Origin of the sequence: Flavobacterium sp. RSP49 (assembly GCF_003968735.1) — a bacterium.
In the GTDB taxonomy this organism is placed as follows: domain Bacteria; phylum Bacteroidota; class Bacteroidia; order Flavobacteriales; family Flavobacteriaceae; genus Flavobacterium.
Window position 1 is genome coordinate 59,134 of sequence record NZ_RYDN01000009.1, and the last position, 13,019, is coordinate 72,152.

Consider the following 13,019-nt stretch of genomic DNA (forward strand, 5'->3'; position numbering starts at 1 on the left):
AATCGTATGTCGATTCCAATTGTTCTTTGATAAATAGTCTAAGCCTGCGCAAATTATTGTGCAGGTTTTTTTTATTTAAAGAGGAACCGTTATATTTATAGTTCAAAATTGATGCAACCAATAGTAATACAATCAAAATGACTAATCGTAGAAATTTTTTGAAAACAGCTGCTTTCGCTTCCGCAGCTATGGCTTTACATTCATTCAAAGGGAAACCAGAGGAATAAAATGATTTTTCATCTAAAAAAGGAAGTAAACCTATTGTGCTTTCGACATGGAATTTTGGAATCCAAGCGAATGCAGCCGCTTGGGAAATTTTAAAAAATAACGGACGAGCTTTAGATGCTGTCGAAGCCGGAGTAAAAATTCCAGAAGCCGATCCTAAGGAACGGAGCGTAGGATATGGCGGAAGACCAGATCGAGACGGTCGCGTCACACTTGATGCATGTATCATGGATGAAAACGCCAATATAGGCTCAGTAGGATGTTTGGAGTTTATAAAACATCCCATTGCGGTGGCTCGCGCTGTGATGGAAAAAACACCGCATGTCATGTTGGTAGGTGATGGTGCTTTGCAGTTTGCGTTGTCGCAAGGTTTTGTAAAAGAAAATTTATTGTTGGAAGAATCTGAAAAAGAATGGAAAGAGTGGTTGAAAACCAGCCAATACAAACCCATTGCCAATATTGAAAATCATGATACCATTGGGATGATTGCTTTGGATGCTGACGGTAATCTTTCTGGCGCATGCACCACTAGCGGAATGGCTTTTAAAATGCACGGACGCTTGGGTGATTCCCCGATTATTGGCGCTGGATTGTATGTAGACAATGAAATTGGTGCGGCCACAGCCACAGGACATGGAGAAGAAGTGATTCGGATTTCTGGTTGTCACTTAGTGGTTGAGCTGATGCGCCAAGGAAAATCACCACAAAAAGCGTGTGAGGAAGCGGTGGCCCGAATCGTAAATTTGACCCGTAAAAGAAATAAAAATGTAAAAGATATCCAAGTTGGTTTCATTGCCTTAAATAAAAAAGGAGAATATGGCTCGTATTGCATTCAGGGCGGTTTCAACTATGCTGTCCATGATACATCTGGAAACCGATTAATTGATGCCGATTATTTTTTGAAATAAATGAAAAAAGCACAACTGGAAATTGCCTGTTTTAATTTAGAATCGGCTATAATTGCTGAAAATAGTGGTGCTGACAGGGTTGAATTGTGTGCCAATAGAACAGCGGGCGGAACAACGCCAGATTTAGAACTTACTAAAATTGTTCGCGATAAAATCACCATCGACTTGAATGTTATGATTCGGCCTCGTGGTGGGGATTTCGTTTATTCTGATTCTGAATTGGCACAAATGAAGTCAGAAATCTTGGCATTCAAAAAACTTCAGGTTGATGGTTTTGTTTTTGGAATTTTAAACGAAGACGGTAGTATCAGTGAACAACAAAATAAGGATTTAGTTGCTTTGGCAAACCCATTGCCTTGTACGTTTCATCGTGCTTTTGATGGAGTAGAAAATAAATTTCAAGCACTTGAATCGCTAATCGGATGTGGTTTTAAAACCATTTTGACCTCTGGACAAGAAACGAATGTAATTGACGGTATCGATGTTTTGGCAGCCTTAGTTAGAAAAGCAACTGACCGAATTGTAATTATGCCGGGCGGCGGTTTGCGTTCTGTTAATATTTCCGCATTAAAACAAAAAACAAAAGCTATTTTCTATCATTCTTCTGCAATTATTGATGCAGGGGAACTAGCAAATCAGTTGGAGATCCAAGCCCTAAAAGCAAATTTAGAATCCCTGTAAAACTTTATAAATCAAAAAACCCGGAGTTGGCATACTCCGGGTTTTTCTTTTTGTAACAAACTATTAAAATGAGGTTTCTTTTGATTTAGAGTAGACTAAGGAAAGGCTAGTTTGTTACAAGCATTTTGCTTTTTTTATTTAAATGACAAAAAAAAAGTTTTATATTGATCTGTTTGGTGCAATCAATTTTTGATGATAATTTTCGTCAGTTCGAGTGATCCCGCTTTTGGGCGGGATTATATCGAGAACTAGAAAATTAGTATTAAAAACGGTTCTCGATACACGTCACTTCGAGTGCGAAGCGTATCGAGAAGTTTGTTCCGTTTTAGTACACAAAAAACACTCGAACTGACGTTTTGAATAATTGCACCCAACGGGTTATATTAATAAAAACCTTATAAAATAACAGAGAAGTTTTTATCGTTTCAAAGAAAAATGGGATTTATATTCTTTTAAAACAGAGTCCTCAGTATAGAAAATTGAAAACCAGTAATCATCCGCTGGGAGTCCATATCCATTGAAAGTTCCATCCCAACTGGAATCGTTTGGCAAAAATTCTTTCAATAGTTTTCCATAACGATCGAAAATATATAATTTTAAATTTTCTTGATTTGATATTCCAGTAATGTTCCAGGTATCGTTAAATCCATCTCCGTTTGGAGTAAAGAATTTAGGGCTGTTGATAAGTTTCACTGTTACTGGAATGGTGAAAGTTCCGCAATTGGCATCGCTGACTGTTACTTCATGAATTCCGGAACTCACATTGGTGAACACATTACTCTTTTGAGGGGAACCTGCATCTAATGAATATAAGAAATTACTTCCATCACCTACAAATGGGACGGCAGTAACAATTATAGTTTGGTTGTCCGTAAACCATCCGCTGGTTGTAAAAGTTACAGAGGCTGGTTTTGAAGATTCAATAACCGTAAAAGAGACGCTGTCAGCAGTACAGCCAAAAATGGATAAGTTCGTAACAGTGAGCGTATAGTTTCCAGGTTCATTTGTTGACAAATTCTCAGCAGTACTTATTAAAGTTCCATCTTCACTTTTCCATTTAAAGGAATATTGTGGTGCAGTAAATCCACTTTCAATCAAGGTATTGGTAGTGATTCCGGTATCAATATCGATACAAATGGTAGGAACGATAAGGACTGGTTTTGGTTTTTTGGTGATAGTAATTACCATCGGTTTTTCGGCAGGACAAATCACTGTTGCTGATGTTCCTGATTGGGCATAGCCATAAATAGTGGTTGAAACAGTGATGAAATCCCCAGGGAATTTTTCAGTGTTGTTGCCTCCCCGACCACCTGGATTGGTGAAGTATCGTGTTACAGGAGCTGTATACAAAGGAAGTTCAAAAGATTCACATCTGGTGACAGGAGTAATAGGTGTAATAATTGGAGTATTATAAATGGTGACAATAAAAGGATCTTCATCAATGCAGGTAACTCTATTGTTGTTTTCTACATATACAAAAAGCGTTGCTGTGGCAGTTATTGGGGAATAAGGAGGCAGTAATTGCACTCCAGTTCCATAGGGACCATTGGAAGCAGTGTAATAACTTCCAATCCCTACTATGGTTGGTAAATTAAAACTATTGCAGGCATATTGATCTGCTATGTCATTTACAAAAGTGACTAAAACATCTATACTGTATTCTGATACGCAGCTGTTCGTGGCGATAGCAGGAGCATAAACATAGATTGTTTTTGAGGTTGTCAAAACAGTACCGGGCGGTAAGACAGGATTTGTGGGTGAGGGTCCGCCTGTAAATTCGTAATATTCCCCGTTTATCAAATTATCTAAAATATAATTTTGGGCACATCGAATAACTTCAACTGGTTTTGCATCAATTGCAGGCGATTTATTGATGGTAATTAAGAATTCTTCTTGCACATAACAGGGTCCGGAAGTAGCTTTGTCATAAAAATACATGATTTGCGTTGTCGTTACAGGATGGCCCACTGGCCGAAGCGTACCTGTTCCTAAAGTTCCCGTGAAATAATTTCCTGAATGTGCTACTGCAGGTAAATAATAGACGTCGCATTGCGGATCTGTATCGGCTAATACTGGTAAAGGTGCAATATTTACCGTAATGGTAAAACGTAAATTATCGGTACACGTTTGACCTGTGACATAAAACCAAAGTGTTGTAGTGGCATTAATGAATGTTCCGGTAGGAATAACTGTTCCGCCACCCGCAGGAGCAGTTCGATATTCTCCTACTGTTAATGCAGGCAGTTTATAGGCAGAACAGGAGTTTACATCTGTTGGAGGCGTGATGCTTGATAGATTAATAAAAACTTTAAAGATTTTTTCATCAGCACAATTTTTTGGAGACGTAGCTGTTTCTTTATAAACGTAGATTTGAGTAGTTGTATTTATTACTGTTCCAGCAGACAAAAGAGATCCGCTCTTGTTACTGCCTGTATAGTAGACGCCGCCACTGAGATCCGCCGGCAGAATATAGGATGTACATGCAAATTGATTTACATAATTCGGCAATGCAGTAAAGGGTATTATTGTGATTTCAAAAGGGTTTTCTAGTCTACAAGACGGGGTAACCGTAGTATCCTCAAACCATACATATATCCTGTTTATTCCCGGAGTATTTATTGTGGATCCAGCAGCTAATTGTGTGTTTCCGGGAGTGCTACTACCTCCGCTTTGAGTGAAATATTTTGAATAGGGTAAAGTCGGAAGCGTATATTTTGTACAATAGGTTTCGGAAGCAGGTGTGATTGCACTTAAATTAGCAATAGTAACATTAAAAGAATCTTGATTGGTACACACTCCGGATTGATTGAAAACATATAAATTAGTTGTCGTTGTAGTTATCACGTTTCCGGCAAAAAGTTGCGTTCCAGTTCCATTAGTTCCAGTCCAATATTGTGCTCCGGCATTTAGCAATACAGGTAAGGTATAGGACGTACAAACAAACACATCGTTTAACATATCGACTTGAGGTAATGGAGATACTAATAATTGAAAACTAGTAACAACATAACAATTAGGATTTGAAATGTTTTGTAATCGAACCCACAAGGTTGCGCTTGGCGATAACAATTGGTTGCTCGAATTTAGAGTTATGATGTTTACATTGTTATTAGCTCCTACTAATGAGGAGTGAAAAGTAAGTATCTTGTCCGAGGTATTTTGAGAACCTATGATCGATGCAATTTGTGACGTCAAATTGAAATTAGCTTTTAAAGGGCTTTCAGATAAATTTCTGGAGCATAATGTTGCATCTGCCGGGGTATTTGCAATTTGTGGTGGCGGAACAATAAGCAATTGGAAAGACCTGATCTCGTAGCATAATGTATTTGGGTTTTCAATTCTGACAAAAATTTGCGTGCCACTTTCCGTACTCGCAATCGTCTGAAGGATTGGTACTGCTCCAGTATTCCCAATGGCACCTCCATTAGTTAGGTGATAGGAAATAATAGTGTCAGCAGGCAAATCATCTAAAGCACCAGCTGTTCCGGACGATTGGTTAACGCCGGCTAGAATGATTATGCTGTTTTTATTTAAATCAAAATCAGAGGATGAAGCTCCGGAATCACACACGTAAATGTTAGGAACGGTATTTAATACACCAATCTTAGGGTAAATTTATATAATGATTTCATCGGTAACCGCGATGCATTCAGGTTCTTTATACGTGACACTGTAGGTATGAATTCCGGAGCTAACCAGTGGAGTAATTGTGTTGAGGTTCAGTGTTTTTCCTGTTTGTGTGGGAGAGAATACTATTCCATTTTTTTTCCAAACAAAAGTAGTTGCCGGATCTAAACCTGACGCTGATAATGTTGGCAACGTGTTTCCTGGGCAAATTGCAGCCTTGTTTGCCGTTGTGTAATCCAACCCCAATACATCTTGACCAATATTAAAACTATTGGCTTCCAGAAATATTGCAGAATCATAACCTGTATTATTTCCACCATCAGCAATTACTAATTTAATGCGGTACACATGAGTTACATCCAAACTGGCTGCAGAGGCTATCATGGAAATCGTTTGCCCATTAAAATTTATCGCAGGTCCAAATCCAGGGCCGTTAAAAGCACCAAAATAGCTCGGGTAGGCAGAAGGACAATTAGAATTATTGGTGTTATTTCGTATTGTTTCGACAGAAACCGGTATCATTGTACCGGGAATTACTGCTAAATTTACAGTACTCCCTCCAGCAGTTACATCCTTCAGAAGAAATGCAAAAGCATCAGAAAAATTACACTGCGAAGTCCCATATTCTTCGGAAGCAAAAAGAAAATAAAAATCAAAACTGGGTGTTTTGGGTTGAAAATCAAATTCAATATAACTGGCATTTACTGAATTCATAGTTATTCCAGACTGAGAAAGTAAATTAGCTTCTAAATCTGAATCGCCAGACCATGCTGGAAAACCATCGCTGAGAATAGTAGTATTTGGGGCCGGAATTTTAGTCACATCTCCCGTGCTTAATACTACTCCGCTTGAAAATGGAAAGGCAGTATTGGTATTTTCAAAATAACCAATTCCGTTTGAAGATCCAAAAGCAGTTCCTGTTCTCGAAATTACATTAGTACTTAAAACACAAGGGGAGTTCACTAAGACCTGATTTACCAGTTGGTTAACCGTATATTTTGTTGTACTTATTGTAACTGATTGGGAGTAAGAAGTATGTATAACAATCAGCAATATAAAAATAAGTATATTTTTCATGTTGTAGGTCGTTAATTTGCATAGTAAAAATAATGAAAATTGAATTATCATCTTTGAAAAACACTAAAATTATAGTAACTGAATCTTAAAAATAGTTACAAAACGGTTTTTTTGATCCAATAGTGATTATAAGATGTAATTGAACAACTTTTATAAACATATTAAGGAATTAGAATTATCTTTGCATTTTTAAATTTACATCATGACATTATCACAGATTCTTACGCCCTCCATCGAAAAAGCTGTAAAAGCCTTATTTGAAGTTACCATTGATAAGGTTGAATTTCAAACTACACGCAAAGACTTTGAAGGGGATATCACCATGGTTATTTTCCCATTGTTGAAAGTAGTCAAAAGTAATCCTGTAGAACTAGGGAATAAAATAGGAAACTATTTAGTCGAAAATCTAGCTGAGGTAAGTCGGTTCAATGTGGTCTCCGGTTTTTTGAATATTGTCATTTCAGATGATTATTATTTGGATTTCTTCGGCGAAATAAAAGACGATGTTAAATTTGGTTTTGTAATGCCTTCTCCTAATGACAAAGCGGTTATGGTAGAATATTCTTCACCAAACACAAATAAACCATTGCATTTAGGTCACGTACGCAACAATCTTTTAGGATATTCGGTGGCGGAGATTATCAAAGCATCTGGTAAAAAAGTGTACAAAACTCAAATCATTAATGATAGAGGAATCCATATTTGTAAATCGATGTTGGCTTGGCAAAAATTCGGAAATGGAGAAACTCCAGAATCAACAGGATTAAAAGGAGATAAATTAGTAGGTAATTATTATGTTGCTTTTGATAAAAAGTACAAAGAAGAAATAGCGCAATTAATAAGCGCAGGTAAAACAGAAGAAGAGGCAAAGAAACAAGCACCAATTATTTTGGAAGCGCAAGAAATGTTATTGAAATGGGAAGCTGGGGATGCCAAAGTAATCTCGCTTTGGAAAACTATGAACCAATGGGTTTATGATGGTTTTGCTATTTCGTATAAAAACCTTGGAGTCGATTTCGATAAATATTATTACGAAAGTAATACCTATTTATTAGGAAAAGATGTTGTTCAGATTGGTTTAGACAGAGGCGTTTTCGAAAAAGATCCGGATGGTAGCGTGTGGATTGATTTAACGGACGAAGGTTTAGATCGTAAAATTGTATTGCGTTCTGACGGTACTGCAGTTTATATGACGCAAGATATTGGTACGGCAATCCAGCGTGTGAAAGATTATCCAGATGTAGGCGGAATGGTTTATACCGTTGGGAATGAGCAAGATTATCACTTTAAAGTGTTGTTTCTTATCTTGAAAAAATTAGGTTTTGATTGGTCTAAAAACCAATTTCATTTATCATACGGAATGGTAGATTTGCCTTCTGGAAAGATGAAAAGCCGTGAAGGAACGGTTGTTGATGCCGATGATTTAATGCAGGAAATGATAGATACGGCGCAAAAAATCGCAGAAGATTTAGGGAAATTAGACAACTATTCTGCGGAAGAGAAAAGTAAGCTATATAAAACTATAGGTTTGGGTGCTTTAAAATATTATATTTTGAAAGTAGATCCTAAAAAGCGAATCCTATTTAATCCGGAAGAATCGGTAGATTTTGCTGGAAATACCGGTCCGTTTATTCAATATACGTATGCCAGAATTCAATCTATTATTCGTAAAGCGAATTTTGACTTTTCGAATAAATCAAAAGTTGCAATACTTCATGAAAAAGAGAAAGAATTGGTGAAACAGTTAGCGTTGTTTCCTGAAGTGATACAAAATGCAGCGCAGCATCACAGTCCGGCTTTGCTTGCAAATTTCACCTATGATATAGTTCGGGAATACAACTCATTCTATCAGGCGGTTCCTATTCTTGGCGAAGAAGATTTTGAAAAGAAAATTTTCCGAGTTCAATTATCTAAAAAAGTAGCAGATACTATAGCGGCTTCCTTTAAACTATTAGGTATTAGTGTGCCGGCAAGAATGTAATATTGGTATATTTTTTGCGTTAATAATTACTTAATAATTTAAAAATACGATTATGAAAAAATTTTCAATCTTAGCTTTACTTACACTTGTAATAAGTTCTTGTACAAATGATCCCGCTTCAGGAGGGAATGTAACCTTGAAAGCCTCCGCGGTGTCTACAACAGCTAAGACTTCTCTAAATGCTCGTACTGCTGCCTCTACAGTAGTTTTTACTGATTTTAAAATTAATATTGGGAATATCGAATTTGAAACCGACATGGAAGATGCGATGTACAGTATGGATCCCAAATATGATGACGTTAAGCTTAATGGGCCATTTTTATTAGACTTGCTTGATCCAAACCTAACGTTAAGTCCATTTATTACTTCTGTAAATGTTCCGAATGCGAGATATGAGGAAATCGAATTTAAATTCGAAAAATCTACTTTACTTGATGAAATGAATGGAAAGACTTATTTGATTAAAGGAACCATAAATGGGAAACCATTTATTATCTGGAGTGATGAGGATGCCGAACTTGAATTGGATTTTGAAGACCAAAACAAAGATTTCACTATCAACAGTAATGATTTATCTTTAAACATTAAAATACATCTTGATGCTTTAATGAATAAATTAACAACTTTGGCAGACCAAGGCCTATTATTAGATACCGATGGAGACGGAGTTATCGAAATTAGTACTGGTAATGATGATAGTCACAACGATATTGGTGACTTCATAAAAAATTTACTAGAAAATGAAATAGATTTAGACGACAACGATTAATCTAAAGTTAATTGATCATACAATAAAAGAGGCTATCTGAAGAAGATAGCCTCTTTTTATTTATAATACTATTTAAACTTCAAAATCAAATGCTTAAATTTGCGCTTTAATTAAAGAGAAAAAAAGTATGTTCGATAATTTAAGCGATAAACTAGATAAAGCCTTTCATATACTTAAAGGTCACGGAAAAATCACCGAAGTAAATGTAGCCGAAACGTTGAAAGAAGTTCGAAGAGCCTTGCTTGATGCGGATGTCAACTTTAAAATCGCTAAAGATTTTACCACCAAAGTAAAAGAAAAAGCAATTGGACAGGATGTATTGACAACACTTCAACCTGGACAATTACTAGTAAAGTTAGTAAAAGATGAATTGACAGAATTAATGGGTGGTGATGTTGCCGGAATCAATCTTTCCGGGAATCCAACGGTTATTTTGATGGCTGGTTTGCAAGGTTCCGGGAAAACTACTTTCTCGGGAAAATTAGCGAATTATCTTCAAACAAAAAAGAACAAAAAACCACTTTTGGTGGCCTGTGATATTTACCGTCCAGCGGCAATTCAACAATTATATGTAGTTGGAGATTCGATAGGGGTGGAGGTATATTCTGAGCCAGAAAATAAAAATCCGGTTGAAATTGCGCAAAACGCAATCAAACATGCAAAAGCAAATGGATTCAATGTCGTGATTGTCGATACTGCTGGTCGTTTAGCTGTCGATGAGGAAATGATGAACGAAATAGAACGTGTTCATAAAGCCATCGAGCCGCAAGAAACCTTGTTTGTAGTGGATGCAATGACCGGACAAGATGCTGTGAATACAGCAAAAACCTTCAACGAAAGATTAAATTTTGATGGAGTTATTTTGACTAAATTGGATGGAGATACACGTGGTGGAGCAGCAATTTCGATCAAATCAGTTGTTAATAAACCAATCAAATTCGTAGGTACAGGGGAAAAGATGGATGCCATTGATGTGTTCTATCCAATTCGTATGGCCGAAAGAATCTTGGGGATGGGAGATGTTGTGTCTTTGGTAGAAAGAGCTCAAGAACAATTTGACGAAGAAGAAGCACGAAAAATACAAAAGAAAATTGCCAAAAATGAATTCGGTTTTGATGATTTCCTTTCTCAAATTCAACAAGTAAAGAAAATGGGTAATATGAAAGATTTGGTTGGAATGATACCAGGTGCTTCAAAAGCCATGAAAGATGTGGAAATAGAAGACGATGCTTTCAAACATATTGAAGCCATTATTCACTCGATGACTCCAGTTGAAAGGAGCAAGCCGGCTCTTATTGACGTGAAAAGAAAAGCCCGAATTGCTAAAGGCTCCGGTACCAAAATCGAACAGGTGAATCAATTGATGAAACAGTTCGAACAAATGAGCAAGATGATGAAAATGATGCAAGGGCCAGGAGGTAAAAACCTTATGAAAATGATGGGTGGTATGAAAGGTGGAATGCCAGGAATGAGATAAAATGAGTCAAAAGCCGAAAGTCTTAAAGTTGTAATGACTTTAAGACTTTCGGCTTTAATACATTAAACTAAATAAAAATGCAATTACTAGACGGAAAAAAAACTGCGGAAGATATAAAAAGCGAGATTGCTATTCAAGTGCAGAAAATGAAAGCTGACGGGCAGAAAGTGCCCCATTTAGCAGCGGTTCTTGTTGGATCAAACGGCGCAAGTTTGACTTATGTTGGCAGCAAAGTAAGATCATGTCAACAAATAGGATTCGAATCTACATTGGTTTCTTTAGCGGAAGACATCTCGGAAGTTGAATTATTGGCGAAAATCAAAGACCTCAATGAAGATGATGAATTAGACGGTTTCATTGTTCAATTGCCTTTGCCCAAACACATCGACGAGCAGAAAATCCTGATGGCTATTGATCCTGATAAAGATGTGGATGGATTTCATCCAACCAATTTTGGAAAAATGGCTTTAGAAATGGAAACGTTTTTGCCCGCAACGCCTTATGGAATAATGGAATTGTTAGAACGTTACAAAGTAGAAACAGCGGGCAAACATACTGTTGTTATTGGACGAAGCCATATTGTGGGTCGACCAATGAGTATTTTGATGAGTCGCAAAGGTTATCCAGGGGATTCAACTGTAACTCTTACGCACAGCAGAACCAAAAATATAGAAGAATACACTAAAAATGCCGATATCATTATTACGGCTTTAGGAGTTCCTAATTACCTAAAAGCAGATATGGTGAAAGAAGGTGTTGTGGTTATTGATGTGGGTATTACCAGAGTGGAAGATAGTTCACATCCAAAAGGATATGTGATTACCGGTGATGTTGATTTTGAAAATGTAAGTAAAAAAGCATCGTTTATTACTCCTGTTCCGGGTGGAGTAGGACCTATGACCATTGCAATGTTATTGAAAAATACGCTTTTGGCACGGGAAATGAAAAGAAATAAATAAAGAGAAAATAGTTTTGATTGAAAGCCTTAGACACCAGTTTAAGGCTTTTTTTAGTTTAAAAATGTATAAAATTCTGATAATTGAAGCAGAAATAGAATTTAAAGAATACTTTTGTACCACTTAAAAAACCCTTTAAAATGGACGATTATTATTCGGAAATGTTGAACTAATATAGCGCTTGAACGATTTTCAAGAGGCTGTACATAAACCTATAGAATTTTTGAAATGAAAGCTTTTTACAAAAACAATAACGGATTAATTGCCACCGCTGAATGGACTCCAAACTGCTGGATAAATATTGAATGTCCTACCAAAGCCGAAAAAAAATATTTACTCGACGAATTACAAATTCCCGAAGCATTTTATAACGACATTGAAGATATTGACGAAAGACCAAGGATAGAAATTGAAAATGGTTGGACTTTGATCATCATGCGAATTCCTGTGAAGAGTAATGATGTGAAGTTGCCTTTTCATACGATTCCTGTTGGAGTTGTTTTTAAAGGAGAAGTTTGTATTACCATCAGTTTTCATAAAACGGAAATGCTTACTGATTTTGTAACCTATACCAAACGCAAGAACATCAATATTAAAGACAACTTCGATTTAGTGCTCAAATTATTACTTTCCTCCAGTGTTTGGTTTTTGAAATATTTAAAGCAAGTCAATCAAAAAATAAGATTAGCCGAGGACAATTTAGAAAAGTCAATTAAAAATGAAGAATTACAAGCGTTGCTTCAAATAGAAAAATGTTTGGTATTCTTTATGACTTCCTTGAAAGGGAATGATATCCTATTACATCGAATCAAGAATATAAAGTCCCAAAAAGAATATTTTGATTTAGATTTACTGGAGGATGTTGAAATTGAATTGCGTCAGGCACAGGAAACCACTAATATTTATAGCGATATCTTAACGGGAACTATGGATGCGTACGCTTCTGTGATTTCTAATAACATGAATGCGATTATGAAGCAGATGACTTCGATTTCGATTATTCTGATGATTCCAACATTGATTGCCAGTTTGTACGGAATGAATGTGCCTAATGATTTACAAGACAATCGGTATGGAATATGGATTGTCATTTCTGTATCGGTTTTATTATCTGCTTTTGGTGTGTTTTTGTTCAAAAGAAAAAGATGGTTTTGATAGAAATAGATTTCAACTTTAAATTTCACTATTCCTGAGACTATGGATTTACTTTAATAGTGTATCAAAAAGTTTTAATTTTCCAAAATAATGATTTTGAAATAAAAGTATAATACTATGTTTAGGGTTAAATAATAGCTGTATACACCAAATAATGGTCTTT

At 36.3% G+C, this 13,019-nt stretch carries 8 protein-coding genes and 1 pseudogene; 7 read left to right on the forward strand and 2 right to left on the reverse strand.

Translation table 11 applies throughout. The annotated features are described in order from the left end of the window. The first annotated feature begins 137 nt into the window (after positions 1-137). Both EKM02_RS06870 and EKM02_RS06875 read left to right on the forward strand, forming a co-directional pair. Positions 138-1,133, forward strand: a pseudogene (locus EKM02_RS06870) (isoaspartyl peptidase/L-asparaginase family protein). After that, positions 1,134-1,814: a copper homeostasis protein CutC gene (locus EKM02_RS06875; RefSeq protein WP_126453564.1), complete on the forward strand. Its 681-nt coding sequence runs from the start codon at positions 1,134-1,136 to the stop codon at positions 1,812-1,814. A 417-nt stretch (positions 1,815-2,231) separates the two neighbouring features. On the opposite strand, the gene EKM02_RS06880 is transcribed toward EKM02_RS06875, so the two are convergent. Together EKM02_RS06880 and EKM02_RS06885 are read right to left on the reverse strand one after the other, a co-directional pair. Further along, on the reverse strand, positions 2,232-5,384 hold the full coding sequence (locus EKM02_RS06880) for a T9SS type B sorting domain-containing protein (RefSeq protein ID WP_126453566.1): 3,153 nt from the start codon (positions 5,382-5,384) through the stop codon (positions 2,232-2,234). A gap of 45 nt (positions 5,385-5,429) precedes the next feature. Continuing rightward, entirely contained in the window at positions 5,430-6,518 is a 1,089-nt protein-coding gene (locus EKM02_RS06885) for a choice-of-anchor L domain-containing protein (protein ID WP_126453568.1), read from the reverse strand. A 202-nt stretch (positions 6,519-6,720) separates the two neighbouring features. On the opposite strand from EKM02_RS06885, the gene argS reads away from it, so the two are divergent. The 5 genes from argS (at position 6,721) to EKM02_RS06910 (ending at position 12,856) form a co-directional block, all read left to right on the forward strand. Beyond that, entirely contained in the window at positions 6,721-8,499 is a 1,779-nt protein-coding gene (gene argS / locus EKM02_RS06890; RefSeq protein ID WP_126453570.1) for an arginine--tRNA ligase, read from the forward strand. 52 nt (positions 8,500-8,551) lie between these two features. Further along, positions 8,552-9,268 (forward strand): hypothetical protein, encoded by a 717-nt coding sequence (locus EKM02_RS06895; protein ID WP_126453572.1) that lies wholly within the window; start codon positions 8,552-8,554, stop codon positions 9,266-9,268. Positions 9,269-9,395: 127 nt separating this feature from the next. After that, positions 9,396-10,745, forward strand: a complete 1,350-nt coding sequence (ffh, locus tag EKM02_RS06900) for a signal recognition particle protein (protein WP_126453574.1) — start codon at positions 9,396-9,398, stop codon at positions 10,743-10,745. A 77-nt stretch (positions 10,746-10,822) separates the two neighbouring features. Then, positions 10,823-11,704, forward strand: coding sequence for a bifunctional 5,10-methylenetetrahydrofolate dehydrogenase/5,10-methenyltetrahydrofolate cyclohydrolase (locus EKM02_RS06905; RefSeq protein ID WP_126453576.1), 882 nt, complete (start codon positions 10,823-10,825; stop codon positions 11,702-11,704). Positions 11,705-11,929: 225 nt separating this feature from the next. Next, positions 11,930-12,856, forward strand: a complete 927-nt coding sequence (locus tag EKM02_RS06910; RefSeq protein ID WP_126453578.1) for a magnesium transporter CorA family protein — start codon at positions 11,930-11,932, stop codon at positions 12,854-12,856. Positions 12,857-13,019: the final 163 nt, after the last annotated feature.